Genomic DNA, 26269 nt, shown 5'->3' with positions numbered 1-26269 from the left:
CATGCCCGGGCTTGTCCCGGGCATCCACGTCTTTGTCGCGCCGGAAGAACGTGGATGGCCGGGACAAGCCCCGCCATGACGGAAACTCAGTTCATCTCCCTCATCCTTCGCGCATAAAGCCGTCGCAGCGGCTCTAACTGCGTCGCCTCCGTCGCAGCGCGATAGGCCTCGCGCGCCTCCTCCTTCCGGCCAAGCCGCCGCAACAAATCCGCCCGCACCGCTGGCAGCAGCTCATAGCCATGAAGCGCGCCGCGTGCGGCGGTCGCATCCACGAGATCGAGCGCGCGCGCGGGCCCATCGACCATCGACACCGCCGCCGCGTGGTTGAGTTCGATCACCGGCGACGGATTGATCCGCAGCAGCACTTCATAGAGCCCGGCAATCTGCGGCCAGTCTGTCTGCTCGTAGCTCGGCGCACGCGCATGCAGCGCAGCGATCGCGGCTTGTACTGCATACGGCTGCGGCCGGCCGGGCACGCGCAGTGCGTCGTCCACCAGGCGCAGACCCTCCTCGATCTGTGCATGGTCCCACTGCGAACGATCCTGCTCTTCCAGCAGCACGATGTCGCCGGCGGCGGTCTGGCGCCCTGCGCGGCGCGCATCGTGCAGCAGCATCAGCGCCAGCAGGCCCTTGATCCCGGCTCGATCGGGTAGCAGCCGGTCGAGCAAGCGGCCAAGCCGGATCGCCTCGGCGGCAAGATCGGGTCGCATCAAATCCGCACCGGACGTCGCCACGTAGCCTTCGGTGAAGACGAGATAGATCACGGCAAGCACACCATCGAGCCGCGGCACCAGCGTGTCGCGCTCGGGGACCTCATAGGGAATGCCGGCGAGCCTGATCTTCTGCTTGGCGCGGACGAGACGCTGCGCCATCGCCTCCTCGCTGACGAGGAAGGCGCGCGCGACCTGCGCCGTGGAGAGCCCGCAGACGGTGCGCAGTGTCAGCGCGACCTGGACTTCGGGCGCGAACGCAGGATGGCAGCAGGTGAAGATCAGCCGCAGCATGTCGTCGTCGAGCATTGCCGGCGGCTCGGCGGGCGCCTGCGCGTTCAGCTCGAGCTCGTGCACGAGCGCCTGCTCCTTGCCGCGGAAAACGGCCTGGCGCCTGATACGGTCGATCGCCTTGTGCCTGGCGACATTGACCAGCCAGGCACGCGGATTGTCGGGGACCTCGCACGCCGGCCAGCGCGCCAGTGCCACCGCAAAGGCGTCCTGGAGCGCGTCCTCGGCGAGATCGAAATCGCCGACGAGGCGGATCAGCGTGGCCAGCGCCCGCCCCGCCTCGTCGCGGAAGATCTTGTCGATCTCGGACAGCGTCATGCGCCGATGCGCGACGGCGCCGTCACTTGTCGTAGACCCAGATCGGCCGCACCTCGATCGAGCCGATACGCGCCGACGGAATCCGCGACGCGATCTCGATCGCAGCATCGAGATCCTTGGCCTCCACCAGGTAATAGCCGCCGAGCTGCTCGCGTGTTTCGGCAAACGGGCCGTCGGTCGTCAGCGTCTTGCCGTCGCGCACGCGGACGGTCGTTGCAGTCGTGGTCGGCTGCAAACGGTCGCCGGCCTTGAAATTGCCGCTCTGGATGATGCCTTGCGTGAAGGTCTGATATTCCGCCGTCATCTGCTGGCCGGCCGCCGGACGCATATTCGCGTACTCGGCTTCGTTCTGGTAGATCATCAGCAAATACTGCATCGCTTAACTCCTGCTGCACGGCTGGATCGCCGACATCCAGTCGAACGGGACACGCGCCCAACGACATCTTCAGGATAAATTATTTCGGGCGAACCGTGCATGGCGATATCGGCTTGCGGAACCGACACAAATGCTTCATGCGTAAGCCGTCAGTCGGCCGGACGGCCGCTCCGGCAAGTGCCGAAAGGCCGCCGGGGAGGAAAGTCCGGGCTCCCTTGACATACGGTGCCGGATAACGTCCGGCGGGGGCGACCCCAGGGAAAGTGCCACAGAGAACGAACCGCCCGCCGTCGCCCCTTCGGGGCTTTGGCGCGGCAAGCCCTCGGGCCTGCCGTGCCGTAGCAGCGCAAGCTGCGTAGGCAGGTAAGGGTGAAAAGGTGCGGTAAGAGCGCACCGCGGCTGCGGCAACGGAGCCGGCATGGTAAACCCCACCGGGAGCAAAACCGAATAGGGACGGCATAGCGGAGTGTTCGCGAAAGCGATAACGCCGCGGGGCGATGTCAGGCCCGCCGTCCGGGTAGGTTGCTCGAGGCCATGTGCAAACATGGTCCCAGAGGAATGGCCGTCACGTATCGTTCGCGCAAGCGGACGGTGCCCTACAGAACCCGGCTTAGAGGCCGGCTGATATCTTCAACGAGGGGTTCGATGCTGACTGCATCGGGCCCCTCACCATTTGGGGGCTTGCTATCCGACGATCTCTTGCAACACACCCATCAGCGCCTCCGGCGCTGTCACATTCGGCGCATGGCTCGCATCGAGTTCGAAAGTGCGCCAGCCATCCTCGGTCTTGGTGCGCTTCGCGAACTGCCCGAACGCGTCGCCCGGCGGAATGCGCGTGCAATAGATGTAGCTGCGCGGCATCGCCGGCTCGCCATGTTCGAGTTTCAGCTTCGTCTCGAAACATTTGATCGGCATGTTGATCCGGCGGGCGTTGAGCCAGTCGAGATCGGCCGGCGGCGTGTCCGGCGGCGGCGGGTTCGGCGGGATGCGGTAGCCGTCGCCTGAGCTTGCAGCCTTGCGCATCGGCTCGCGCCCGCCCTCGTGGAGATCGAACAGCGATTGGCCGTCACGCGGCACGAAGGCGTCGAGATAGATCAATTGCGTCACCCGCTCGCGCGCGCGATCGGCGACACCGGTGGCGACCATGCCGCCATAGCTGTGGCCGAGGAGCACGATGTCCTCGAGATCCTCGAACCTGATGACGTTGAGAATGTCCTGGATGTGCGTGTCGAGATCGATCGCGGGACTGGCCAGATGCGCGCGCTCGCCGAGCCCGGTATAGGTCGGCGCAATGAGGCGATGGCCGGCCTTTGCCGTCAACGGATGCATCTTCTTCCAGGCCCACCCGCCGGACCACGCGCCGTGACAAAGCAGGAAGGTTTTTGAGCGTGCGGCCATCGGCGTTTCCATCGTTCTTGTTTGTACGATGGAGTGTAGCGGCCGGTCCCGCGATGTAAACGCTACGGCCCCTTAAGCCGCGCGCGCGTTCACCTTCACGAGGACGGCTGCAGGCCGACCAGCTTCGCGCCGCAGCTTGCCCGCCTCAAAACCATGCATGCCGATCTGCCATTGCAGCCCGACGATGGCACCCTTGGTCGGCTGCAACAGCGCGAGCGAAGCGAACAACGTCACCGGCAGCCACACCACCAGTTGCAGCCAGACGGCCGGCGCATAGGCGGTTTCGACCGCGAGGATTGCCGGCACCACGAGATGGCCGACGACGACCATCACGAGATAGGCCGGGAAATCGTCGGCGCGCTGGTGGAACAGCTCCTCGCCGCAATGGTCGCAGGTATCTGCCACCTTCAGGAAACGGCCGAACGCATGGCCTTCGCCGCAGTTCGGGCACTTGCCGCGAAATCCGCGCCACATCGCCTTTGCCAGAGAGACTGAACCGGTTGCCATGACCCCACCTCTTCCTTTTCTAGGATCCATACAATAATATCTTGTATCCATACATTCAAAGGATATGGGCCTTCATTGCATGGATTGGACCCCTACAATTTCGGAGCTGAGCGGGCCGCGCTATCAGCGCATCGTCGAAGCCATGGAGGCCGACATCGCCGCCGGCCGGCTGGTGCGCGGCCAGCAATTGCCGACGCAGCGGGCGCTGGCAAAGGCGCTCGGCATCGACCTCACCACGGTGACACGCGCCTACACCGAGGCGCGGCGCCGCGGCATCATGGAGGCCCGGGTCGGCCAGGGCTCGTTCGTGTCGGAGACCAGCGCGCGCCGCGTGGTCGATCTGCCGCATCCCGTCGCGATCGACCTCTCGATGAACGTGCCGCCGCAACCTCTCGAAGCGCAGCTCGACGAGCGCATCATCGCCGGGATGGAAGCCATCCGCGCGCAATCGGGCCTGACCGCGCATCTCAACTACCAGCCGCCCGGCGGCAGCGCACACGAGCGCGAGGTCGCGGCGCGATGGATGCGCCCCCGCGTGCCGCATGCGCATGCCGACAGGCTCGTGATCTTTCCCGGCGCACAGACGATCCTGTTCAACCTGCTCGCCCACGTCGCCCGGCCCGGCGACATCGTGCTGACGGAAGCCCTCACCTTCCCCGGCATCAGGGCCGCCGCCGCGCGCCTCGGCGTCAGACTCGTCGGCGTCGCGATGGATGACGGCGGCATCCTGCCAGAGGCGCTGGCAAAGGCTTGCCGCACGCATAGACCGAAAGCGGTCTATCTCATTCCGACGCTGCACAATCCGACCACCGCGACGCTTCTCCCCGAGCGCCGCAGCGCCATCGCCAAAATCATCAACGATGCCGATACGATTCTGATCGAGGACGATGCCTACGGGCTGCTCGATCGCTCGGCATCGCCGATCGCCAATCTCATTCCGGATCAGACATATCTCGCGACCACGCTGTCAAAATGTATGGCGCCCGCACTACGGGTCGCCTATCTGGTGACGCCCGACGGCAGCTCGCAGCGGGAGATGCGTAGCTCTTTGCAGGCGACGGTGCAGATGCCGGCGCCGCTGATGGTCGCGCTGGTGACGCATTGGATCGAGACCGGGATCGCCGACCGCATCATCACCGCCATCAGAAGCGAGGCGATCGGCCGCCAGCAGCTCGCGCAACGGGCGCTCAAGGGATTTGAGTTCCAGGCCAAGCCCGCCGCGCATCATCTGTGGCTGCGGCTGCCGGAGGACCGTCCCGATGTCGCGGCGCATCTGCTGCGGAATGGACTGGCAGTCGTCGCCGGCGAGGCCTTCACCGTCGACGGGACCGCACCACACGCGGCACGCGTCTCGCTAGGCGCGGCGCGCAACCGGGCGGAATTGACGGAGGCGCTGCGCATCCTCATGAGCGCGCTGCACAGGCCCGCCGACACCCGGCAGATCGTCTAGCAAATACCTATCGATGCTGCCGGCGATGGTGGGAGCGCACGACCGGCGCAACAGCCGATGGATAAGCTTGCGATGCGTAGGCATCGCTCGGCTGGCCGAGAGCCCCGCGCGCGGCGGGCGTGAGCTGGCCGCCATTCAGAACGTCGCGGTCGGGATGGGCAGCCTGATAGGCCGCAGGCTCGGAAAACTGGGCCTGCGCCATGGTCGGCATCAAGGCCGCCGCCGACACTAGTGCGGCCGCGACGGCAATCTTCGTGCGGGTCATCGTCCTTCTCCATATCTCATTCGGGAGACTGGCCGATCGAACCGCATGATGGCGTCGAGCGGGCCCCCAGTTTGAAGTACGAGCGTCATGTAGGCCTGTCTTTCGCGAACGCCCGCTGCTGGGGATCACGCTTGCGTGCGGTTTTGAAATTGACCTGCATGGCCGCAGCTGTGCTATGCGAGCGATGGCGATCAACAGTTCGGGATCGTCAAGATAACAGGGACAATCTGTTGGAAATACTCACCTACGGGCTGCTGCTGCTCGGCGCACTGGCCGGGGGCTTCGTCTCGGGCCTTGCCGGTTTCGGCACGGCGCTGATGGCGCTCGGCATCTGGCTCTACGTGCTGCCGCCCTCTCTCGCGGTGCCCCTGGTGCTGATCTGCTCGGTGATCGCGCAGAGCTCGACGCTGCCGTCGATGTGGAAGAGTTTTGATCTCTCGCTGGTCTGGCCGTTCCTGATTGGAGGACTGATCGGCGTGCCGCTGGGCACCATGCTGGTCGCCTCCGCCGATCCAAAAGTGTTCAAGCTGAGCGTCGGCGTGCTGATCCTTGTTTTTTCGACGGCTCTCTATCTGAACAAGCGGCCGCTCGCCGTCACGTTCGGCGGCCGCATTGCCGACGGCGCGATCGGTTTTGCCGGCGGCATCTTGGGTGGCCTTGCCGGACTGTCGGGGCCACTTCCGATCCTGTGGGCAAACATCCGAGGCTGGAACAAGCACGAGCGGCGCGGCATCTTCCAGCTCTTCAATTTCACCGTGCTCGGCGCCGCCTTGGTGTTGCAGACCGCCTCGGGCCTCGTCGCGTTCAAGGTGGTCTGGCTCGCAGTGATCGCATTTCCGGGCACGCTGATCGGCGCATGGGCCGGCGCGCGCGTCTATCATGCGCTGAGCGACAAGCATTTCGGCGATGTCGTGCTCGGTCTGTTGTTCCTGTCGGGCCTCGGCCTGGTCTGGAACAGTTTGGGCACGCACTGACTCCGTATTGTCTTCGCGGCGAGCGCCATGCCGCCGGCAATGCCGACGCCAAGCACGTAGATCCAGCCCTCGGCGAAATCGAACAGATGCGAGTTGAGCAGCGAGGACAGCATGTTCTGCACCACGACCAGAAGGCCGACCCAGCAGGCCAGCCCCTCTCCGCGAAACAGCGAGAGGTGCGCGAACCAGAGCGCATAGAGGATCACGACGCCCGACGCGCCCCACTGCACGGCGACATTGAGCGTCTGGTTGTGCGGATCACCGACGATTTCCGCTCGAACCCCGCTCTCGCCGACAGCCGCGCGCGCGAACAGGCCGCGGATCGCCCCGGTGCCGTGACCGAGCAGCGGCGCGTCCGCGGTGAACGCCAGCGATTTGCGCCAAAACTCCAGTCGTGACCCCATGCCGCTGACATCATTGCCGGCGATGCTGACCTCATAGTCTCCGTTGAATTTGGCGACTGTTGCGCGCAGACGCGGCGAGGCGGTCCACAGCAGCACGGCCAACAGCCCCATCGCGCCGACGGCGAAGAGTGCGGTGCGGCGGCGCAAATGCAAAAGCGCGAAGACCACGATCAGGATCGGCAGCGTCACCAGCGCTGTCCGCGAGACCACGACGAACATCATGTTGGCGAGGAATCCGATCGCGAGCGCCACGAACAGCGCCGCGACGCGGTAGCGGCCTCGTCGCAGCAGCGACACGATCGGGTAGACCAGCGCGATCGCACAGAGCGCGAACTCCTGGCTCTGGTCGATATAATTGCGCACCGCGATCCCGCTTTCGACCTTGTAGGGCCCGCGCGACAGATAGAGTTTCAGCGACAATGCGGGATCGACGGCGACGGCGAAGGAATAGAGCATCAGTGCCGTGCAGGATACCAGGAACGCGGAAAACACCCAGCCGCCAAACGGCCAACGCTCGAACTGGTAGATCAGAAGCGGAATTACCAGCAGCTTCGCCGCCGGGCCGATCGCATGGATTCGGTCCGGCCACGGCGCATCCGACCAGAGCGTGCCGATGGCGGCGAGTAGGACCAGCGCAATCGGCAGCAGGCAGATTGCCCGAAGCAGCGAACGCGGAAATTCGCGAAGGTCGAGGAACGCGAACGCGATCAGCCAGGGAATGAGCGCGAAAATGAGCCCGGTCGTGGTCCACGGCAACAGCAACGCGATCAGCGCGACGGAGCGGGCTGGCGTGCGATAGCGTGCCGCCCAGATCGCGGCGAGCCAGGAATTGGGCCGCTGCTCGTTCAACACCTCGGTCATTTGGCCCCTGCAGCCGATCCCCACGGCGCGGCAAGTTTGCCGGAGCCGTGGGGCGGGGACAAGCGATCGCTACGCTGGCGCGCGTACAGGAGACGCCACGCGCTTGGGCGCAGCCGGCTCCGGGGACTTCTCATGCCGGAGCGTGGCAAGGCGCTTCCTGAATTCACGCCGTAGCAGCCACAAGCTCAGGGCCGCCTGCAGCGTGGTTGTCGCGATCGACAGGTACCAGACGTGCTCGATCCGGAAGCCCGGCCGCGTCGACAGCCAGATCGCCGGCAGCGAATAGGTGAGCACGCGCGTTGCCGAACTCCACAGCACCGGCTTGGTATTGCCGAGGCCCTGGAACATGCTCGAGCAGGTGAAGATCACGCCCTGCGCCACCATGTTGAGCGAGATGATCCGCAGGAACAGGAACGCGATCTCCATGGTTTCCCGGTCGTTCGAGAACCCCGAGAGCAGGAGCTGCGGCTTCAACTGCGCGAGGCACATGAAGCCTATCATCACGACACTGGTGATCAGCGCCGCCTTGACGAAGGTTTCGCGCACGCGCTCGCCTTTTCCGGCGCCCATGTTCTGGCCGGCGATTGGCCCAGCGGCGAGCGCAACTGCAAGCGCCGGCATCTGGATCAGGCCCAGGACCCGTTGTCCGATCCCGAAACCGGCCTGCGCCGCCGCACCGAAATCGCGCAGCACGAAATAGACCACCGCCATGAGGATGAACATCATCGCGAACTCGCCGCCGGCAGGCAGGCCGACATTGAGGATGCGCCTCAGATGCTGCGCCTGCGGACGCCACTGCGCCGGATTGAAGGCGACATAGCGTTCGACCTTACGAAAATGCGCAAGCAGCGTCACGACGCCGATCAACACCGCGATCGAGCTCGCCAGCCCCGCACCGGCAACGCCGAGCGCATGGCCCGTGCCCAAGCCCGCGATCAGAACCGGCGCCAGCGCGATGTTGATGGCCACCGCAAGCGCCTGCACCAGCATCGTGGGACGCACGATGCCGGTAGCGCGCAGCGCGGATCCCATCACCTGGCTCGCGAATTGCAACGCGAGCGCCGGCATGAACCACAGCAGATACGTGGCCCCCGCCTCGATCGTGGCTTCGTCCGCGGCGATCGCATGCATGTAGGCGCGCGACAGCGCCGCGCCTGCGACCAGGGTCAACAGTCCGAACAGCACCGACAGCACGATCGCCTGATTGAAGATCAAATTGGCATCCGGCCGATCCTTGCGTCCCACGGCATGCGCGATCAACGACACCGCGCCGACGCCGAGCACCTGCATCAGCGCGTTGATGAGAAAGCCGGCATTGCCGGCCGCCGCCACGCCCGCGACCGCGGCATCGCCCAAGCCCGAGACGAAGTACAGATCGACCAGCTGGCAAAGCATGATCGTGACCATACCGACCATGATCGGCGGTGCCATGCCCAGAATGTGCTTCGCGACGGAGCCGTTGGTCAGGTCTTTCATTTCACCCATCCTTGACCGATTCCTTGGCGACGCGGCCGACATTGGTCCGCCGGCCGCGCGCCACTCATTCCGCTGCTGCGATCTGTCCGAGCTCCACCACCTGGCGCTCGAACAGGCCGCGATAGATGCCGCCGGGCCTGGCCGCGAGCTTGGCATGCGTGCCTTGCTCGACGATCTCGCCGCGGTCGAACACCAGGATGCGATCGAGGCTCTTCACCGTCGAGAGCCGGTGCGCGATCACGATCGAGGTGCGGCCTCGCATCAGCCGCTCCATCGCCTGCTGGATCAGCGCCTCGGATTCCGAATCGAGGCTCGAGGTCGCTTCGTCCAGGATCAGCACCGGCGCGTCCGCCAGGAAGGCGCGCGCCAGCGCCACGCGCTGCCGCTCGCCGCCGGAGAGCTTGACGCCGCGTTCACCGACCAGCGTGCCGTAGCCCTTGGGCAGGCGCAGGATGAAGTCATGCGCGTTGGCCAGCCGTGCCGCCTGCTCGATCGCCTCCAGGCTGGCGCCGGGCCGGCCATAGGCGATGTTCTCGGCGAGCGAGCGGTGGAACAGGATCGGGTCCTGCTGCACGACCGCGATCTGGCTGCGCAGCGAATGCTGCGTGGCCTTGGCGATGTCTTGCCCATCGATCAGAACGCGGCCGCCGGTGACGTCGTAGAGCCGCTGCACCAGCTTGACGAAGGTGGTCTTGCCGGAGCCGGAGCGGCCGACGAGACCGACGCGTTCGCCGGCGCGGATCGTGACCGACAGTCCATCATAGAGCGGCGCATGATGGCCGCCATAATGGAACGTGACGTCGTCGAACACGAGCTCGCCGCGCTCGATCGCAATCGGCCGCGCGTCCGTCGCATCCGTAATCCCGATCGGCTCGTCGTGGATCGCCACCAGCTCCTCCATGTCATTGACCGAGCGCTGCAGGTTGTTGATGTGCATTCCGACGTCGCGCAAATAGGCATGGATGACGTAGTAGCTCGTCAGCACATAGGTGACGTCGCCGGGCGAGGCTCGCCCCGACATCCACAGCAGCACGGCGCCGCCGATCACGGAGGCACGCAGGGCCAGCAGCACCGAGAGCTGCGCCAGATTGGTGTAGTTGTAGCGCAGCCAGGTCCGCCGCACGCGCACGCGCCAGCGGTTGACGACACGGGCAAGCCGCGCATCCTCGCGCGCTTCCGCGCCGAACGATTTCACCACCGCGTTGCAGGTCAACGCATCCGCCAGCGTGCCGCCGACCTTGGTGTCCCAGGCATTGGAGATGCGCGCGGCCGGCGCGATGTAGCGCGTCGAGAACAGCACCGTCATCGTGACATAGGCCAGCGCGCCCAGCGCGATCACCGCGCCAAGCGAGGCCCAGTGCAGGCCGAGCAGGATCATCGACCCGATCAGCACCAGCAGCGACGGCGCCAGCGCCATCAAGATGGTGTCGTTCAACAGGTCGAGCGCCCACATGCCGCGGGTGACCTTGCGCACCGTGGATCCCGCAAAGGAGTTGGCGTGCCAGTCGGTCGAGAACCGTTGCACGCGCATGAAGGCTTCCTGCGCGACCTCGGACATGATCTTCAGCGAGAACGGCACGATGGCCTGGAGGCCGGTCAGCCGCAGCACCATGGAGGCTGCGCCCAGCGCCACGATACCGCCCAATGCCATCAGCGCCGCGTGCCGCGCGGCGGAATCGGATGGGCCGCGCGTCAGGGCGTCGACCAGATGTCCGGAGAAGACCGGCATGAACAGGTCGGCGATGGTCGCACCCAACAAGCCGCCGGCGACGATGAGGGTACGCCCCGGCTGCTTCAGCCAGTGCCGGAACACGAAGGGCAGCACCACGCGTATCGCCGCGGGCCTTTTTGACAGAGCGGTCATGGCATCATCCGGCCGCTTATGGCGCGGGCCGGCTCCATTGATGGACGCAGGCCGGCCGCGAGGGCCGAGACGGCGTCACTTAAAGTTGGTTTTGACTTGGGAAGCGGGGCGATCGGGACCAGGAGCCCAATCGAAGCTGGCGGAAGAGGCCTCTAGGAGGCCGAGCACATACCGAGCCAGAACATCATCGAGCGCGGGCGTGCGATCTGCGAATGCGACGAAATCATGCAAATCCTCCCGGTTCGATGGAATGAGGTGCGCTTTATAGATGTGTCAGTGGTGATTTGCAACGGGGCTCGCGCGAGATCACGCACGAGTGTTGCAAATTAGTGCGCGTCGCCGCTGGCGCCGAACGGCGAGGCCGGCCTCTTCAACAGTGTGACGAGCAGGGTGAGGCCGAGATAGAACAGCGTCAGGATGAAGAAAGCATCGCCGAAGCCCATCACCACGGCCTGGCGATGCACGAGCTGGCTGAGCTGCTTCATCGCCATCAGCGTGGAATCGCCAAGCCCCTGAAACTTCTGCATGAACATGGTCAGGGTTTCGGTCGCGGTCGCGTTGCCCCAGGTCACACGCTCCTGCAGGCGCGTAATGTGCAGATCGGTGCGGTCATTGAGCACGGTGTTGATGACGGCGAGACCTACGGCACCGCCGAGATTGCGCATCAGGTTGAAGAGGCCCGAGGCGTTCTTCACCCGGTCGGGCGCCAGCGTGCCGAGCGCGATGTTGTTGGTCGGCACCATCGCGAACATCATGCCGATGCCGCGCAGGATCTGCGGAATCAGCAACTCATAGAAATCGTAGTCGCGCGTGATCCAGGTCATCTGGTAGGAGCCGAGCGCGAACACGACGAGCCCGAACGCGATCATGTAGCGCATGTCGTACTTCGCCATGAGACGCCCGACCACCGGCGCGATCAGGAACATGGTGATGCCCGAGACGAACATGGTCTCGCCGATCATCAGTGCGCTGTAGCCACGCACTTCGGCGAGGTAGCGCGGATAGATGTAGGTCAGGCCGTAGAGGCCGATGCCGATGCAGAACTGAAGGACGCAGCCGATCGCGAAATTGCGGTTGGAAAAGGTGCGTAGATTGACGATCGGCTCGGCCGCCGTGAAGACGCGCCAGAAGAAGGCGATCGCCGAGATGCCGCAGATCCAGGCGCAGATCGCGACCGAGGGGTCCTGCATCCATTCATATTGCGGGCCTTCCTCCAGCACGTATTCCAGCGTGCCGAGGAAGCCGGCCATGAACAGCAGCCCCCACCAGTCGAAACGGTCGAGCAACTCGAAATGCGGCTCGTCGAAATCGACCAGCGCCAGCACGCCGATGGTGATGCCGATGCCAGGCACGATGTTGATGAAGAACAGCCAGTTCCAGGACATCAGGTCGGTGATGTAGCCGCCGACAGTTGGCCCGATGGTCGGAGCCAGCGTTGCGACGAGCCCGATGATGGGACCGACGATGTGGAATTTGGTGCGTGGGAAAACGGTGTAGGCCGAGGCGAACACCGTCGGGATCATGCCGGCGCCGAGAAAACCTTGCAGCGCGCGCCAGAGGATCATCTCCTCGATGGTGGTGGCGAAGCCGCAGAGCAGGCTCGATGCGGTAAAGCCTGCCGCCGAGATTGCGAACAACAGCCGCGTGCCGAAGGCGCGCGACAAGAATCCCGACAGCGGGATCGCGATCACTTCGGCGATCAGATAGGCGGTCTGGACCCAGGAGACCTCGCTAGAGCTTGCCGACAGGCCGGCCTGGATTTCACTCAGGGACGCCGAGACGATCTGGATGTCCAGGATCGACATGAACATCCCGAACACCATGATGATGAAAGCGAACAGCCGCTTCGGCGCGATGCGCTCCGAAGCGGGGTCCGCCATCATGGCAGGTGAAGCGGTCGTGGCGTTCGCCATGGTCTGACCTCGCGGCGCAGGCGCGCTACTGCGGATGGATCATGGTGGCGTCGTCGAGATCGACCTCGCTGTCGGCGTCGGCCGCGCCCTTGTTGGTGTCGACCGTTGCAGTGACCGACATGCCGGCGCGGAGCAGGTTTTGCTTCGCGACCGACTTCGGCACGCGGATGCGGACCGGCACGCGCTGCACGATCTTGGTGAAGTTGCCGGTGGCATTGTCAGGCGGCAGCAGCGTGAACACCGAGCCCGCGCCCGCTGCGATGCTGTCGACGACACCGGAGAACTTGCGCATGCCGTAGGCATCGACCTTGATCGTCACAGGCTGGCCGGGGCGGATGCGCTTGAGCTGGGTCTCCTTGAAATTGGCGTCGATATAGACGTTATCGAGCGGCACGACGTTGCCGAGCCGCTGGCCAACCGCGACGAAATCGCCGGCACTGACGAGGCGGTTCGAGAACGTGCCGTCGACCGGCGCGCGCACCGCGGTGAAGGCGAGATCGCGCTCGGCCTTGGCCAGCGTGGTCTTGAGCTCGGCGAGTTGCGCCTGCGCTTCGGCCTGCTGCGCCTTGGCGACGTCGACATTGCTGAGCGCGACGTCGTAGGCGGCCTGCGCAGCCTTGACCGCGGCGGCGCCCTGGTCGCGTCCGGCTTCGGAGCTCTCGAAGGTGGCGCGCGAGGCAAAACCCTTGTTGCTCAGCGCCTGCTGGCGCTCATAATCGAGGTCGGCGCGCTTGAGGCCGGCTTCGGCGGAGACGAGTTGCGCCCTGGCCTGCGCGACCTGGCTGTCGAGCGCCGCGACCTGGCGGCCGATGCGATCGATGGTGGCCTGCTGGGTCGCGATCCTGGTCGCGGCGGCGTCGACGGCGATCTTGTAGTCGCCGTCGTCGACGCGGAAGACGATGTCGCCGGCGCGCACCGTCGTGTTGTCGCCGGCGAGGATCGAGGAGACGTGGCCAGCAACGCGCGCGCCCAGCATGGTGTTGTTGGCGCGGACATAGGCGTCGTCGGTCGCGACGTAGAAGCGGCCGACCAGCGTGTAATAGCCGGCATAGCTCGCGGCCGCGAGCGCCAGCACGAGCCCTACTCCCATCATCACGAATTTGCGCTTGCCGGACTTCGGCGCGCCGGCGGCGGGCGCGTCTGGGGCTGCGGCCGGCTTGTCGGTCACGGGCTTCTCCGGCGCCTCGCTGGGACGGCGCTTGGTTTCCTCGGCCACATGAGAGCGCAACTGCTCGGCGAGAGCCACAGACGTCTCGGTGGCAGCGTCACCACCCGCGGGCGCCGGCGTCTCCACGGCGTCCGGGCGAAGGACGCGCGCAGCCTGGTCTCTCACTACGGCCATGGAGGCCTCCCCAAAAAAGCGCGATGAGGGACAACCCGCCCTACGGCCGGTTCCCTCTCACCCATCCCAAATATCATTGACCGAACGGTTCGGTCAATATAGATAATACCCGAACGGACCCTACCGGCCCGAATCCTTTATTTCGGTTTCATCACCCTGGACCGATGCAAAAACTTTCCGAGACCCTGAACCAATGATTGTACCCGGCCGCGAACATCTCCACGTCGTCCAGGAGGAGGACAGCTCCAAACGCCGCCAGATCCTGGACGGGGCCCGCAAGGTGTTCATGGATCTCGGGTTTGACGGTGCCAGCATGGGCGAGATCGCCCGCGCTGCGCAGGTCTCCAAGGGCACGCTTTACGTCTACTTCGCCGACAAATGCGCGCTGTTCGAAGCCATCCTCGAGCAGGAGGCGCTCCAGCACGGGCAGGTCGCGTTCAATTTCGATCCGGCACGCGATGTTGAAACCACGCTGAAGGATTTCGGCCGGGCCTACAACCGTCTGCTGTGCCGGCCCGGCGGCGGATCGGCGATCCGCACCGTGATGGCGATCGCCGAGCGCATGCCCGATCTCGGCCGCCGCTACTATGCGCGGGTGCTGGACAAGTCGATCAACCGCCTCTCCGACTATCTCAAAGCCCACGCCGCCGCCGGCGATCTCGATATCGACGATTGCGATCTGGCGGCGTCGCAGTTCATGGAACTGTGCAAGGCCTCGCTGTTCCTGCCCTTCGTCTTCCAGGCCGCGCCCGCACCGTCGGAAGAGCGCATGAGCGAAGTCGTCGACAGCGCGACGCGGATGTTCCTGGCAGCGTATCGGGCGAAGTAGCGGCAAGGCGGGCCTGCGTTGCAGGCCGCTCCGGCGGCATTATATTCGGGCTCATGTCCCGTGATCTCCGCCCGCCCGTCGATATCCTCCATTACGAGATTGTCCAGGAACAGGCCTCCGCGCTCGGACGGATGGGCCGCACGCTCGAACAGGCGCTGGCGCGCCTGCGCGAGTTCGACGCCGCCCATGCCCTCCCCGAGGTGCCGGCCGCGATGCAGCCGGCCCGACGCAAGCTGGTGATGGAAGCCGGCCACGCGCTCTGGATGTTGGTGGTGCAGCGTGAGGCATCCGGCTTGCGCGACAGCCGCCACATCATGCGGACCTACAATGTCCCGGCCGAGGTGCAGTGCTGCATGGGGCTGGTGCCGGCAGCGTCGAAGCCGGCCTGAAATGATTTCTACGGGGCGCTAGACAAGGCCGGCCGTTACCACGGCAACGATTGCGATGGCTGCGAGCGCCTAGAAAGAGGCCATGGTCGAATGGCCGCTTGGGCACAGATTCTGATGATGGCAATACGTTTCGATCGCCGAGGTAGCAACAGCTACGCCAAACCTTCATCGGGAATATTGAGAACTGCGCCGCATGCTTTGCAATGCACGGCATCGCTCTCATGCCGCTGCAGTCCGCAAGTTGGGCAAGGAAATCTGACCTTGTTCGGACTCAACAATGCGCGCGCAAGATTGAAGAACAGGGTTACGCCGAAAATCATGATCACGACGGTTATCAAACGACCTATTGTGCCTGGCAGGGTGATATCGCCAAAGCCAGTCGTCGTCAGCGCGGTCACAGTGAAATACAGGGCGTCAGCATAATTCCGAATCTGATCGTTGCGAAACTTCTGGGTCTCGTAAACTATCCCCGTCATGACAAATATGAAAACCGCAAGATTGGTGACGGCAAAGATGACCTCCTCGTTGCGACGGAAGAACGACGAATCCATGCGCAACCTGGCGAGCATCTGGTAGTCACGGAGCATTCCCAGCGTCCGCAAAATCCGCAGAAAGCCGCCAGCCTCGCCAGCGAGGGGCGCCAGGAATGAAACGATGGCGACCATGTCAGCCCATGTCGAGAGGCGGCCGAACTTTCGAAGCGGATGCCGGTGGGCGAGTAGCCGTGCTGAAAAATCGGCCAATATCATTGCGCCGAATAGCAGGTCGAAGGTTTCGATGATCTCACTGGGGTGCAGGAACGACGTTCCGATGATGAACAGTATGGTCACAACATCAAACGCGAGCAAAGCATAGCGGAAACCAACGGCGCTGGGCGTTGTACCCTCGTAGAGGCGACGGACGCGGCTTCTCAGGGAGGTGTGGTTCACAGCTGCCATGCTCGCAGTTTGCACAGATGATTGCAGCTGGGACAACCCTCGCACCCTGGGAGATCTAAGTCAGTGCGACGAGTTCGAGCTAGTTGACGCTTCCGTGACAGTCCGCAGCACCAGCGTCAGGTGGCTGTTACCGGGATGGATTGTCGTCGGCACAACCTCGATGCTATCGGCTCCAAGTTCGCCTGCTTTCTTCCACTGAAACGCAGCGCCGGATCTGCTGTAGACATTCACCCTTTTTGTTTCTCTTCCGCGCTTCTTCCATCCGAGCTTTTGGAGCGTTCTTCGAAGCGGTCAGCGCCCTTCGCTAAATCGTGTCCCGTCTTGCTCTCGTTTTTCGCTTCGTCCTTAGCAGCCGCCTCGCGCAGGCCTTCAGCGGCGCGTTCCCCAGCTTTTGATGATTTTCGTTCGTCATCCATGTGAAGCACCTTTCCTGATAAACAACACGCTTCTCCAGGACTAATCCGTGCCTGTCCCAGATTGGCCATAACAAACTTCAACCGGATCGCTTGGAGATTGTTCCAGTTCGGTTGAAGCTAGTGCGTTTGCTGGCCCAAAGCTGATGTCAGACGAGCCGCGCAGTCCCTGTGCGCTAAAGGACTATCGAAGATTACAAACAGCATGTGCGCTCCGGTCACAAGCGCCCATCATGCTCAAGGCGGAGACTTCCGTTGCGTCGGTAAGCTGACCTTATTGGTTCACGCCTAGTCCGCCACCTGCTTCCTCAACGCAGCGAGATCGTTGACGACCATCTTGGTCGGGCCGGTCCAGATGATGCCGTCGTTCTGGAGGCGGCTGAGGATCAGGCTGATCGATTGGCGCGTCGCGCCGATCATGCGCGCGAGATTGGCCTGCGTGATGCGACCGAGCGAGATCGGGCCGCTCTCGTCCTGGGCTGCGTTCTCGCACAGCTTGACCAGCAGCAGCACCAACCGTTCCGCCGCCTTCTGCCCGGCCAGCGTCTGCGCCAGCATCGAATAGGTCTCGCCCTTGAAGCCGAGGCACTCGATCAGCGCGACTGCGAACGGCGGCGACTGCGCGATCAACCGGCGGACCGCATCCTGGTCGAGATGCAGTGCTTCGACGCGCCCGAGCGCGCGGGCCGACCAGCTGTGGCGGTGATCGCCGAGGATATAGGGCGCGCCGACGAAGTCGTCGGCCTCCCAGGTCGACAGCATCAGTTCGCGCCCCTGCGTGCCGGCATGGGTGCTTTCGACGATCCCGTTCAGGATGATGTGGATGCCGTTTGCGGGCTCGCCCTCCCGCAGCAGATATTCGCGGTTCTGGTAGGTCGCGAGCCTGCCGGTTCGCATCACCAGCTCCAGATCGGGCTTGTCCAACGCCTTCAGCACATAACGTCCGGTCCCGGGCCGTGGCAGGTCGGCGCGCGGCTCAACTGGATCGGCCACCTCATGCGCATCGCTGCGCCCCACGATCGGTCTCCCTTCGAGTGACGGCTCGAAGGCTAGGAGGTCTCCGCTCGGATTGCAACGCGGCGCAGATGTTCTGGCTCGGCCGAAGCCCCCATGAAAGCGCAAGCCAGATCGGTGAGCAGGCGCTCCCGGCCGGCCGGCGCCAGGAACGTGATGCCATAGGGCACGCCGGCTGCGGTGACGGCGTTCGGAACGGCGATGGCGGCCAGCCCAAGCGGGTTGGCGTAGTTGGTGTAATAGCCGTTGTTGAAGTTGGCCGTCAGCGGATCGCGCGCGACGTCGTCGATGCTCAGCACGGTGCCGACCGTCGGCACGACCAGCGCATCATGAACTTGCCAGAAATCGCGCAGCGACCGCTGGACCTCCTTGACCTTGTAGAGCGCACGATAGGCGTCGGCCGCCGTGAACTTGCGGCTGCCGATGACGAGGTCGCGCACGATCTTCACGCCCGCCTCCGGGTTGGCGTCGAGGAATGCGCCGACCGACACGTCCCGCTCGGCGAGGAAAGGTCCGAAAAACATCAAATCGTTGACCGAGATGAACGGCGCGAAATCGACCAATGCGACCGACAGATCGAGCTGCCGCAGCTTGCGGAGTCCATCGCCGAACAGCGCCTCCGTTTCCGCATTGCCGAAGAACCTGAGCTGATCCGGACGCGGCGTTGCGATGTTGAGCGGCCGCGCCGGAGATGCCTGCTCCGTCCATCCGGCGGAATCCACCGGTGAAAAACAGTCCTCGACATCGCGCCGCGCCAACACGCGATAGATCTCGTGGCCATCGCGGGGATCGCACGTGTAGAGCGAGATGGTATCGAAACTACGGCACGCGTAGACCATGCCGCGCTGACTGAAGGCGCCGGGCGCCGGCTTGAAGCCGGTCACGCCACAATAGGACGCCGGCACCCTGCCCGATCCGCCGGTATCGGTGCCGAACGCAAAGGACGAGGTGCCCGTCGCGACCGATACCGCTGCGCCCGAGCTGGAGCCGCCGGGGATGTAGTCGGGGTTGTGCGGGTTGCGGGCGATGCCATAGGGCGAGCGCACGCCGACGAGGCCGGTCGCGAACTGATCCATATTGGTTTTGGCGAGATAGATCGCGCCGGCGGCGATGGCGTCGGCGACAACCGGGCTCGTGTCTTTCGCGGTGTAGGCGAATTCCGGGCAGGCCGAGGTGGTTTGCTCGTCGGCCACATCGATACAATCCTTGACCGAGAACACAAGGCCGTAGAGCGGCAGCTCGCCGATCTCGCCAATGCGGGCATCGAGCGCGCGGGCCTTCGCCATGACGCCTTGCGGATTTGCCGTCGAGATCCAGACGCCGCTCTGGTCGGCGTCATCGAGGCGCGACAACACGTGCGCGGCGACATCGGACGGCTTGAGCTCGCCGCTGCGATAGGCGGCGCGGAGGTGGCGAGGTGCGAGATTCATGTCGGTCACGTGCTTGCAGGAATTGACAATGTGCCGGCGAGGCAAGCCCGCCGGCACCGACCCTAGCGGCCGATCACCTTCTCCAGATAGGCGGGCTGGATGAAGGCTTCGAAGTCGGCGCGCGGCAGCAGCTTCGGCAGGCGCTCCTGCTTCACCAGGAAATCGGCGGTCGAGATCAGCGTGTCGACGAACTTGCCCTTTTTCGCGGATGTGCCGAGATACTCCTCCGTGAGCTGCGTGCTGCAGGGGATCATCCCGGTGCCCTTCATCATTCGCTGCGCGTCCTCGAGAGGCAGCGAAAGCTCTTCCGCGATCATTTCGGCAGTCTTCTCCGGGTTCTTCAGCCAGAAATCGATGCCTTCGCATTCGGCCTTGATGAATTTGCCGACGTAGGACGGATACTTCTCCGCGAACGCGTTCATGACGACGCCGATGTCCCAGGTCGGGTAGCCGCGCTTGGCCATCTCGCCCGAGGTGACGAGGATCTTGCCGCCGTTCTTCACGGCCTTGCCGAGATTCGGCTCCCAGAACCAGGCCGCGTCGATGTCGCCGCGAAGCCAGGCCGCCGCGATGTCCGCCGGCGCGAGGTCCAGAATCTTCATCGAGGCGGGATCGACACCCTCCTCCTTGAGCGCCTGGAGCAGGAGGTAGTGCGTCGTGGAGCCGAACGGCGCCGCCACCGTCTTGCCCTTGAGGTCCTTGAGCGAGGTGATGTTCTTGTCGGCGCGAACCACCATCGACTCGACGTAGTCAAGCATGTTGATCACCAGGATGCCCTTGATCGGCAGGGCGCGGGTCGCGCCGATCGCGGTCGGCGGGTTGCCAAGACCGCCGAAATCGACGTCGCTGCCGGCGATCGCGCGCAGCATGTCACCGCCGCCACCGATCTTGACGTATTTGATGTCGACGCCCGGCATCTCCTTGGCGAGCAGGCCAAGATGCTTGGTGACCAGCTGCGCATTGACCAGGTTCAGATAGCCGACGGTCACCTTCGCCGGCTTGTCCTCGGCGCGGACTGCGGCCGTGAGCGCCAACGTGGTAACCGCGAGCGTCGCAATCAGTCTCTTCATCATGGAGGTCTCCCCTACGATCAGAATTGGATTCAGGCCCACGGCATCAACAGTTTCGCGATGCCGCGCATAAAGAGGTCGAGCACGACGCCGGTGAGACCGAGGACGATCAGCCCCATGATCACGACGTCGGAGAGCAGGAATTTTGCCGCGTCCCAGATCATCCAGCCGATGCCGGCGGAGGCCGCGACGATTTCGGCGGCGACGAGAACGGTGTAGGTGAATCCAAGCGAGATGCGCATGCCGGCCAGAATCAGCGGTCCCGCCGCCGGCAAATAGACGTGAAACAGCAAATGGCGCCGGGTCGCGCCGAGCGACTGGGCGGCGCGCACATAGACCGGGTCCACGCTGGTGACGGCCTGGATCGTCGAGATGACGATGCCCGGCAAGCCGGCAAGAAACAGCAGCGACAGCTTCGAGCTCTCACCGATGCCGAGCCACATCACCAGCAGCGTATAAAGTCCGAGCGGCGGCAGTGGCCGGTAGAACTCGATCAGCGGATTGAGCAGCGCGCGCGCGTTGCGCGACACGCCCATGAGGACGCCGAGCGGGATGCCGATCAGGCAGGCCAGCGTGAAGGCCGTGAGGATGCGATAGAGGCTTGCGCCGAGATGCTGAAGCAGGGTCGCGCCCTGATATCCCTTCGTCATCGTCTTGACGAACGCGGCCCAGACCGCCTGCGGCTTCGGCAGGAACAGCTCGTTGGCCCAGCCCATCTCCGTGACGATGGCCCAGCCGGCCAGCAGCACGGCCACGGTCAGCGTCGAGAGCAGCACCGATCGCGAGACCTTCGGAAGCCGCAGCCGGAAGCTGCCGCGTCGGGTGCGATCCGGCGAGATTGGAATCGTCATGTGGGTCGCCTCGACGCTCATGTCCGCACTCCCAGGATCTGCATGATGGTCAGCGCGTAGATCCGCGTCGCCATCACCGACTTGGTGATCGAGATGTTCTCGTTGTCGACGGCCCAACCGTCTTCTCCGGGACCGAACGTCACCGCATTGATTCCGGCTTCGCGGAAGCGGATCGTGTCGTTGAAGGCATTCTTGCGGTTGACCCCGGGCTCGCGGCCCATCAGACGCCGGTAAACCGCGCGCAAGGAGCGGCAGGGCTCCTCCTCGACCGGCACCGGTTCGGTCGCGTTGACGAACAGCGAGCCCGGCACCTGGCGCACCTCGACCTTGACGTCGTTCACGCCCGCAAAAGTGTCCCGTCCGAGACGCTCGATGTCCGCAATCACGCTCGATAGCGTCATGCCCGGCACGATGCCGACCACGGCGAGCGTGATGGTGCAGGCATCCGGGGAGAACTGCATCTCGCCGGGCAGGCCGGACCGAATCCGCACCACGGCGCAGCAGGGCGGCGTATGCCCCATGAACTTGCTGTGGACATGGGTGAACGCCATGTCCTTCAACCTCGGCAACAGCTTTGCCGCTTCCATGATGGCGTTGACGCTGATGTCCGGTCGCCAGATGTGCGACTTGATGCCGTGAACGGTGAGCTCGATCAGGCAGTGGCCGGAATTGGCCACCGATAGGTTCATGCCCCAATCCTTGTTGACGTCGCCCCAGGCGGTCGGCTCGGCGGTGATCTCGTAGTCGGCGGTCAGGCCAACCTTGTTGAGCATGTAGATGGAGCCTTCGGTGCCGTTCCGCTCCTCATCGACGGTGTAGCAGCACATCAGGGTGCCATCGAACTTCACGCCCGCTTCGGTCAGGGCCTGCACTGCCAGCAACGATGCCGCGAGGTTTCCGCGCGTGTCGGACGTGCCGCGCGCATAGAGCAGATCGCCGTGGCGCGTCGCCTTGAACGGATCGAAATCCGTCATGTGCCATTTCTCGGGCTCGACGGCCGGATAGGTGTCGAGATGGTCGTTGAGAATGAGCGAGGGGGCGCCGTCCCGTCCCTTGAGCACGCCCAGCACGTTCGGCCGGTGCGGCTGCGCGCTGTGCTTGGTGACCTCCATGCCGAGCGCTTCGAGCTTGCCCGCGACCAGCATCGAGATCGCCTCTTCCTCGGCGGGCGGCAAATCGGGATCCAGCGGATTGCCGGAACGGGGCTGGCCGGTGCGGATCAGCTCGGATGCCAGTTCAAGCCAGCGCTCCTCCGTGATGCGCGACAGCACGCGCTGTTCGAGATCCGAATAAGGAGGGCTGACAGGCATCTGCATGACGGGATCCGCTGGCTCACGGCGCCGGCAGCGCCGCTTCGTGGCGGCCTCCTCATTGCAGCGACCGTGCCAACTGCGGGAAAAGCCCGTCGCGGCAGGATTGTATCGATGATTTCAATGGCTTAGGCGAGGTTTGCGCGTGCGCAAATTTTTGCGCCCGAGATGCGCTCTGCCAAAGACGCGGCGTCGACTGAACAGGCAGGGCTCAGCGCGAGGCGGGCCGGCCTGGGGTCGTAGCCCGCATGGAGCGCAGCGGGATGCGGGAACGCCGTCCCCGGAATGCGCTTAGCTCCATCCAGGCTACGGGTCGCACGCGCGCCTCAATCGTCGGCGTACTCGTCCTCTTCGTGCTTGCGCAGCGTGCTCTTGCGCGTACCCAGCGAGCCGGTGATGGTGGGATCGCGCCTGCTGGCGTAAGGGTTGCGCTGCTGCGCCCGCCCGGCGACCTCTTCGCCGGAGACGGCGGCGGGCTGGCAGATCAGCCGGCGGTTGGCGCGGCGCATCAGATCGACGTGGATGTGATCGTAATGATAGACGTTCGAGCCCGGCGCCAGCACCGTGGTGAAATGCACGCACGCGCCCGACTGCACGTCGCGCAGGAAGCCCTGCTCTTCCGGCATGCCGCGCCAGCCATCCTTCACGGTGACGCGGCGGCCGTCGGCGAGCACGAAGGCGGCGATGTCGAGCGCGTTGCCGAAGGCGTGCTCTGAAATATGGGCATGCGAATTGCCGTTCATGCCGCGGCAGGAATAGGCGGAGATCTGCTTGATCTCCGCGACGCGGGTGCCGAACCAGCGCATCGCCGAGGGCTGCACGGTATCGGCAAGCCAGCGGTCGAGCTCGGATACGATCGGACAGGCCAGCGTCGCAACCGGCTTGATCGCAACAGGGCCGACGGCGGTGACGGGATTGCCCTGTGCCGGACCAAGACGCGGCAGCGGTTGCTGCGCAGGCGCCTGCGAGTACGGCGCCGGCCGCGCCGGATAGCTCGGTGCATTCATGTAGCGCGACGCGCCCGCGGCATCGGTGCCCTCAGGCGGCAGATCGATCTCGTCTTCCTGCTGCGCCACACCGGGCGCATTCAGAGGCATTGGACCAGGGGAAGCGCCATAGCCGGAGGGCTGGCGCACCGCGGTCTCGGGATAGTTTGAGCGTTGTGGATAGGACGATGCCGGATAGTTCTGGCTCTGCGGGTAATTCGATCGGGGCTGCGTCACCGGCCAGCGCGGCTGGTTGCCGACGCTACCGGGCGGTCGCAATTCCTCGTCGGCAAAGCCGTAGCTGCTCGAGCCTTCGCCGAGGGCGGCGACTTTGAGCGGAAACTCCGCGCCGCACATGCCCGGCCCGGAAATCGGCTCGATACGGACGAGATCCGGCCCTTCTTTCACCGCGCCTGATTTCAGGCATGCGGCTTCGGCCTCGGCCCGCCACGGTTCACGTTCGGCCTGGAAGACGCCGCGTCCGCAACCCGCTAACGAAACAAGGACGATGGAGCCGACGAGATACAAACGAACTCCGCGCGTCATGCACGCACGTTCGGTGAATTTACTTAAAGACTCTTCAACGTGTTGATTTCAGTGTTCTTTAACCATGTCGGCCGGCGCCAGCAGGAGCGCTGCCGGTGACGAGCGACAGCAAGGCTGACTTTTTCGAAAAGAGACTCTCTGTTAACCGTGATCCTCTCGCGCAAGGCGGCGCGACAGCGGGAGCGACCTCATGACGTTCGCCGGGAGACTGAGCGTTATCACCGCGTACCTCGCCATGGCCTTTGTCGGTGCCATCGTGCTAGGCATGATCTAGCGGCTTCAGCCGGAGGTATCGAACGCTTCCCTTACGACCGCGCGCTCCACTGCCGCGACGTCGTGATCAGCTTCTCCGGCCGCTCTTCGGCTCGCGTTCAGTCGTTGCCGGAACACCAGAAATGGCCCAGTGCGCAGGCTTCGACGTGAAGCTTGCCGGAGCTCTTCAGCGTCATCCTCGCATAATAGGTACTGCCGCTGGAGCGGCTGTAGATGTTGCCGGTCCAGACGTCGTGCGTTTTCGGCTTCATGTTGACGAGCACGCTCTCGCCCCTGGTCGATGCTTCAGTCAGCGCGAAGCCGCACAGTGCAGGACCGCAGCGTTCGATGCGGACCGTGCCCTTGGCGCCTGCGCTCTCCCATTCGCCGAGCGGCAAATAGGAGAGTTCGTCGTCGCCGCGCTCAGGGCTCGTCACGGCCTGCTCGAGCTGCGGCCTTGGCGCGACGACGAGTGCCTCCATGCGCGGCGGATCGAGCGCGACGGTCTTCGGCGGATCCGTCTGCGGTAGCTCCACCCGTGGCGGATTGGAGCTTGGCGCCTGCGGCAGGACAATTGGCTGCGAGGTCGTTGAGGCAAGGACAGGAGCCGTCTGCGCCGTCGCAGGCGCGACCGCAATCGCTTGCGCTGGCCTGACCGGAGCCACGGGATAGAGCGGCTGCGGCGGCGGAAGCACCGGCGCAGGGGCTGGCGTCGTGTCGACGTCAGGCCGAAAGCTGCGATGGGAGGAAACCGAGACACAGGAAGCCGATCGGCAATTCCTGGGCGCCTCGACCTGAAATCGATGACCGGCAATCGAGAACGCGTAAGACCCGGCCTCGGCTGCGGGCGCAATCGCCAGCAGCGCGATCAATGTGCCAAGCGAAGTCACAAGCCGCGTCATCGGCGCCTCCCACTGTGTGGCGACGACGTTACGCAAATGGAATCGCGACCGAATGTGCGCTGCGTCACCCAGCCGCGGCGAGCCGTTGTGACGTCTATCACAGAACGTCCGGCCAGCCCGGCGTAGGGTCGAACCACGCTTCATCCACCCGCGACTTCAGTCCCATCGGGACCACACATCTTCGGAGGTTGTCATGAACAAGCTCACCATCGCCGCCACCGCCCTCTTCCTCGCGTCCACCGCCGCCGCGCATGCCGGCAATGCGATCTCGTTCCAGATCGAAGGCCAGAACATCCGCATCGAGACGCCACGCAACTGCGCCTCGCTCAATTGCGTGACCATCATCGCGCCGGGCCTCTCGGACAAGCCGATCAAGCTGAACAACATCAACCTCAAGGGCCTTGGCTCCAAAGACGATGACGTCGACACCACGCCGGCTCCTGCCACGACCGCGCAGCCCGCGCCGGCTCCGGTGCAGCAGCATCCCGTGCAGCAGCCCCCGGTGCAGGCGACTGCGCCGGCAGCGCCCGCTATCGCAGCACCGAGCACGACGGTTGCCGCTGTTCCGTCCGTCGGTTACGACGCCACGACGCAGACCGCGCCCGTTGCGGCTCCCACTCCTGCGCCCGCGCCGGTCGCGGTTGCTCCGGCCCCGGTGCCCGCCGCGCCTGTCGCGGTTGCCAACACACCGATCGGCGTCTGGGCCACCGAAGAGAACAAGGGCAATGTCCGCGTCGAACAGTGCGGCGTCAATCTCTGCGGCTACGCCGCAAAGACCAACGAGCGCATCCTGATCAACATGAAGCCCGACGGCGCGAAGTGGAGCGGCCGTATCCACGATCCCGACTCCGGCCGCAATTACGACTCGACGATCGCGATGAAGGGCCCGAATGCAATGCGCGTGCAGGGCTGCGCCTTCGGCGGCATGTTCTGCGGCGGCCAGACCTGGAAGCGCGTGAGCTGACGCCGCAGGCGTCGTCTCCAACACATGCACATTCTTCGTCATGCCCGGGCTTGTCCCGCCTGCGCGGCCGAAGCCGCTTCGGCGAGGCGAAGGCCCGGGCATCCACGTTCTTAGTCCCGCGCTTCAAGGCGTGGATGGCCGGGGCAAGCCCGGCCATGACGGTGGAGAGGCTTGGCCGCAAGCATCGCGTACCGTTTGAACGTTCACCGCCTCCGTGCGATAGACA

The 26269-nt window shown here is 64.6% G+C and carries 24 protein-coding genes and 1 other RNA gene; 6 read left to right on the top strand and 19 right to left on the bottom strand.

Features of this window, described 5'->3' with window-relative positions:
* Window positions 1–86: 86 nt before the first annotated feature.
* Both IVB07_RS09720 and IVB07_RS09715 read right to left on the bottom strand, forming a co-directional pair.
* Window positions 87–1319: an RNA polymerase sigma factor gene (locus tag IVB07_RS09720; RefSeq protein WP_247294871.1), complete on the bottom strand. Its 1233-nt coding sequence runs from the start codon at window positions 1317–1319 to the stop codon at window positions 87–89.
* Between the two features lie 22 nt (window positions 1320–1341).
* On the bottom strand, window positions 1342–1695 hold the full coding sequence (locus tag IVB07_RS09715; RefSeq protein WP_018454229.1) for a YciI family protein: 354 nt from the start codon (window positions 1693–1695) through the stop codon (window positions 1342–1344).
* 149 nt (window positions 1696–1844) lie between these two features.
* Here IVB07_RS09715 and rnpB point away from each other — a divergent pair.
* An RNA gene (gene rnpB / locus IVB07_RS09710) (RNase P RNA component class A) lies at window positions 1845–2324 on the top strand.
* A 55-nt stretch (window positions 2325–2379) separates the two neighbouring features.
* Here rnpB and IVB07_RS09705 read toward each other — a convergent pair.
* Window positions 2380–3093 (bottom strand): alpha/beta hydrolase, encoded by a 714-nt coding sequence (locus IVB07_RS09705; protein ID WP_247767625.1) that lies wholly within the window; start codon window positions 3091–3093, stop codon window positions 2380–2382.
* 72 nt (window positions 3094–3165) lie between these two features.
* Window positions 3166–3600 (bottom strand): DUF983 domain-containing protein, encoded by a 435-nt coding sequence (locus tag IVB07_RS09700; RefSeq protein WP_231190417.1) that lies wholly within the window; start codon window positions 3598–3600, stop codon window positions 3166–3168.
* A 79-nt stretch (window positions 3601–3679) separates the two neighbouring features.
* Between IVB07_RS09700 and IVB07_RS09695 the strand changes: the two genes are divergently transcribed.
* The gene (locus tag IVB07_RS09695; protein ID WP_247294875.1) at window positions 3680–5050 is read left to right on the top strand and encodes a PLP-dependent aminotransferase family protein; all 1371 of its coding nucleotides are present in this window, start codon (window positions 3680–3682) and stop codon (window positions 5048–5050) included.
* Between the two features lie 7 nt (window positions 5051–5057).
* Here IVB07_RS09695 and IVB07_RS09690 read toward each other — a convergent pair whose 3' ends face one another.
* The gene (locus tag IVB07_RS09690) at window positions 5058–5315 is read right to left on the bottom strand and encodes a hypothetical protein (RefSeq protein ID WP_018454225.1); all 258 of its coding nucleotides are present in this window, start codon (window positions 5313–5315) and stop codon (window positions 5058–5060) included.
* Window positions 5316–5545: 230 nt separating this feature from the next.
* Between IVB07_RS09690 and IVB07_RS09685 the strand changes: the two genes are divergently transcribed.
* The gene (locus IVB07_RS09685) at window positions 5546–6289 is read left to right on the top strand and encodes a sulfite exporter TauE/SafE family protein (RefSeq protein ID WP_085349094.1); all 744 of its coding nucleotides are present in this window, start codon (window positions 5546–5548) and stop codon (window positions 6287–6289) included.
* On the opposite strand, the gene IVB07_RS09680 is transcribed toward IVB07_RS09685, so the two are convergent.
* The 5 genes from IVB07_RS09680 to IVB07_RS09660 form a co-directional block, all read right to left on the bottom strand.
* Complete coding sequence (locus IVB07_RS09680; RefSeq protein ID WP_247294877.1) at window positions 6193–7554, bottom strand: O-antigen ligase family protein; 1362 nt, start codon at window positions 7552–7554, stop codon at window positions 6193–6195. The genes IVB07_RS09685 and IVB07_RS09680 overlap by 97 nt on opposite strands.
* Window positions 7555–7623: 69 nt before the next feature.
* Window positions 7624–9030, bottom strand: a complete 1407-nt coding sequence (locus IVB07_RS09675; RefSeq protein ID WP_247294878.1) for an MATE family efflux transporter — start codon at window positions 9028–9030, stop codon at window positions 7624–7626.
* Window positions 9031–9094: 64 nt separating this feature from the next.
* Complete coding sequence (locus tag IVB07_RS09670; RefSeq protein WP_247294880.1) at window positions 9095–10894, bottom strand: ABC transporter ATP-binding protein; 1800 nt, start codon at window positions 10892–10894, stop codon at window positions 9095–9097.
* Window positions 10895–11220: 326 nt separating this feature from the next.
* Window positions 11221–12807, bottom strand: coding sequence for a DHA2 family efflux MFS transporter permease subunit (locus IVB07_RS09665; protein ID WP_085349098.1), 1587 nt, complete (start codon window positions 12805–12807; stop codon window positions 11221–11223).
* Between the two features lie 25 nt (window positions 12808–12832).
* A complete protein-coding gene (locus IVB07_RS09660) occupies window positions 12833–14149 on the bottom strand; it encodes an HlyD family secretion protein (RefSeq protein ID WP_085361417.1) in 1317 nt (438 codons plus the stop codon).
* Window positions 14150–14342: 193 nt separating this feature from the next.
* Between IVB07_RS09660 and IVB07_RS09655 the strand changes: the two genes are divergently transcribed.
* Window positions 14343–14978, top strand: a complete 636-nt coding sequence (locus IVB07_RS09655; protein ID WP_085361418.1) for a TetR/AcrR family transcriptional regulator — start codon at window positions 14343–14345, stop codon at window positions 14976–14978.
* Window positions 14979–15031: 53 nt separating this feature from the next.
* On the top strand, window positions 15032–15367 hold the full coding sequence (locus IVB07_RS09650) for a DUF6665 family protein (RefSeq protein WP_085361419.1): 336 nt from the start codon (window positions 15032–15034) through the stop codon (window positions 15365–15367).
* Between the two features lie 152 nt (window positions 15368–15519).
* Here the strand turns inward: IVB07_RS09650 and IVB07_RS09645 are convergent, their stop codons facing one another.
* From IVB07_RS09645 to IVB07_RS09605, 9 genes are all read right to left on the bottom strand, one after another.
* The gene (locus tag IVB07_RS09645; protein ID WP_085361420.1) at window positions 15520–16305 is read right to left on the bottom strand and encodes a potassium channel family protein; all 786 of its coding nucleotides are present in this window, start codon (window positions 16303–16305) and stop codon (window positions 15520–15522) included.
* A gap of 227 nt (window positions 16306–16532) precedes the next feature.
* Window positions 16533–16721 (bottom strand): hypothetical protein, encoded by a 189-nt coding sequence (locus IVB07_RS09640; RefSeq protein WP_085385390.1) that lies wholly within the window; start codon window positions 16719–16721, stop codon window positions 16533–16535.
* Between the two features lie 285 nt (window positions 16722–17006).
* Window positions 17007–17735 carry a Crp/Fnr family transcriptional regulator gene (locus tag IVB07_RS09635; protein ID WP_018454215.1) on the bottom strand — a complete coding sequence of 243 codons (729 nt, stop codon included), beginning with the start codon at window positions 17733–17735 and terminating at the stop codon, window positions 17007–17009.
* A gap of 32 nt (window positions 17736–17767) precedes the next feature.
* Window positions 17768–19162, bottom strand: a complete 1395-nt coding sequence (locus tag IVB07_RS09630) for an amidase family protein (protein WP_247361161.1) — start codon at window positions 19160–19162, stop codon at window positions 17768–17770.
* 62 nt (window positions 19163–19224) lie between these two features.
* A complete protein-coding gene (locus IVB07_RS09625) occupies window positions 19225–20235 on the bottom strand; it encodes an ABC transporter substrate-binding protein (RefSeq protein ID WP_247361159.1) in 1011 nt (336 codons plus the stop codon).
* A 29-nt stretch (window positions 20236–20264) separates the two neighbouring features.
* Entirely contained in the window at window positions 20265–21104 is an 840-nt protein-coding gene (locus IVB07_RS09620) for an ABC transporter permease subunit (RefSeq protein ID WP_085361422.1), read from the bottom strand.
* Window positions 21101–22399, bottom strand: a complete 1299-nt coding sequence (locus tag IVB07_RS09615) for a M20 family metallopeptidase (protein ID WP_085361423.1) — start codon at window positions 22397–22399, stop codon at window positions 21101–21103. The genes IVB07_RS09620 and IVB07_RS09615 overlap by 4 nt, the downstream gene beginning before the upstream one ends.
* 320 nt (window positions 22400–22719) lie before the next feature.
* On the bottom strand, window positions 22720–23925 hold the full coding sequence (locus tag IVB07_RS09610; RefSeq protein WP_247294886.1) for an extensin family protein: 1206 nt from the start codon (window positions 23923–23925) through the stop codon (window positions 22720–22722).
* Between the two features lie 371 nt (window positions 23926–24296).
* Window positions 24297–25079: a DUF2147 domain-containing protein gene (locus IVB07_RS09605; RefSeq protein WP_247361157.1), complete on the bottom strand. Its 783-nt coding sequence runs from the start codon at window positions 25077–25079 to the stop codon at window positions 24297–24299.
* 193 nt (window positions 25080–25272) lie between these two features.
* Between IVB07_RS09605 and IVB07_RS09600 the strand changes: the two genes are divergently transcribed.
* Window positions 25273–26043: a DUF2147 domain-containing protein gene (locus IVB07_RS09600; protein WP_247294890.1), complete on the top strand. Its 771-nt coding sequence runs from the start codon at window positions 25273–25275 to the stop codon at window positions 26041–26043.
* Window positions 26044–26269 lie beyond the last annotated feature (226 nt).

The sequence above is a fragment of the Bradyrhizobium sp. 172 genome (genome assembly GCF_023101065.1).
GTDB classification, from domain to species: domain Bacteria; phylum Pseudomonadota; class Alphaproteobacteria; order Rhizobiales; family Xanthobacteraceae; genus Bradyrhizobium; species Bradyrhizobium canariense_D.
This window is presented reverse-complemented; position numbering and strand designations above follow the sequence as displayed.

Bases quoted from the DNA above. Each gene is read 5' to 3' on its own strand.
- IVB07_RS09720 (WP_247294871.1), bottom strand. From the start codon at position 1,319: ATGACGCTGTCCGAGATCGACAAGATCTTCCGCGACGAGGCGGGGCGG.
- IVB07_RS09715 (WP_018454229.1), bottom strand. From the start codon at position 1,695: ATGCAGTATTTGCTGATGATCTACCAGAACGAAGCCGAGTACGCGAAT.
- IVB07_RS09705 (WP_247767625.1), bottom strand. From the start codon at position 3,093: ATGGCCGCACGCTCAAAAACCTTCCTGCTTTGTCACGGCGCGTGGTCC.
- IVB07_RS09700 (WP_231190417.1), bottom strand. From the start codon at position 3,600: ATGGCAACCGGTTCAGTCTCTCTGGCAAAGGCGATGTGGCGCGGATTT.
- IVB07_RS09695 (WP_247294875.1), top strand. From the start codon at position 3,680: ATGGATTGGACCCCTACAATTTCGGAGCTGAGCGGGCCGCGCTATCAG.
- IVB07_RS09690 (WP_018454225.1), bottom strand. From the start codon at position 5,315: ATGACCCGCACGAAGATTGCCGTCGCGGCCGCACTAGTGTCGGCGGCG.
- IVB07_RS09680 (WP_247294877.1), bottom strand. From the start codon at position 7,554: ATGACCGAGGTGTTGAACGAGCAGCGGCCCAATTCCTGGCTCGCCGCG.
- IVB07_RS09675 (WP_247294878.1), bottom strand. From the start codon at position 9,030: ATGAAAGACCTGACCAACGGCTCCGTCGCGAAGCACATTCTGGGCATG.
- IVB07_RS09670 (WP_247294880.1), bottom strand. From the start codon at position 10,894: ATGACCGCTCTGTCAAAAAGGCCCGCGGCGATACGCGTGGTGCTGCCC.
- IVB07_RS09665 (WP_085349098.1), bottom strand. From the start codon at position 12,807: ATGGCGAACGCCACGACCGCTTCACCTGCCATGATGGCGGACCCCGCT.
- IVB07_RS09660 (WP_085361417.1), bottom strand. From the start codon at position 14,149: ATGGCCGTAGTGAGAGACCAGGCTGCGCGCGTCCTTCGCCCGGACGCC.
- IVB07_RS09655 (WP_085361418.1), top strand. From the start codon at position 14,343: ATGATTGTACCCGGCCGCGAACATCTCCACGTCGTCCAGGAGGAGGAC.
- IVB07_RS09650 (WP_085361419.1), top strand. From the start codon at position 15,032: ATGTCCCGTGATCTCCGCCCGCCCGTCGATATCCTCCATTACGAGATT.
- IVB07_RS09645 (WP_085361420.1), bottom strand. From the start codon at position 16,305: ATGGCAGCTGTGAACCACACCTCCCTGAGAAGCCGCGTCCGTCGCCTC.
- IVB07_RS09640 (WP_085385390.1), bottom strand. From the start codon at position 16,721: ATGGATGACGAACGAAAATCATCAAAAGCTGGGGAACGCGCCGCTGAA.
- IVB07_RS09630 (WP_247361161.1), bottom strand. From the start codon at position 19,162: ATGAATCTCGCACCTCGCCACCTCCGCGCCGCCTATCGCAGCGGCGAG.
- IVB07_RS09625 (WP_247361159.1), bottom strand. From the start codon at position 20,235: ATGATGAAGAGACTGATTGCGACGCTCGCGGTTACCACGTTGGCGCTC.
- IVB07_RS09620 (WP_085361422.1), bottom strand. From the start codon at position 21,104: ATGAGCGTCGAGGCGACCCACATGACGATTCCAATCTCGCCGGATCGC.
- IVB07_RS09615 (WP_085361423.1), bottom strand. From the start codon at position 22,399: ATGCAGATGCCTGTCAGCCCTCCTTATTCGGATCTCGAACAGCGCGTG.
- IVB07_RS09610 (WP_247294886.1), bottom strand. From the start codon at position 23,925: ATGACGCGCGGAGTTCGTTTGTATCTCGTCGGCTCCATCGTCCTTGTT.
- IVB07_RS09605 (WP_247361157.1), bottom strand. From the start codon at position 25,079: ATGACGCGGCTTGTGACTTCGCTTGGCACATTGATCGCGCTGCTGGCG.
- IVB07_RS09600 (WP_247294890.1), top strand. From the start codon at position 25,273: ATGAACAAGCTCACCATCGCCGCCACCGCCCTCTTCCTCGCGTCCACC.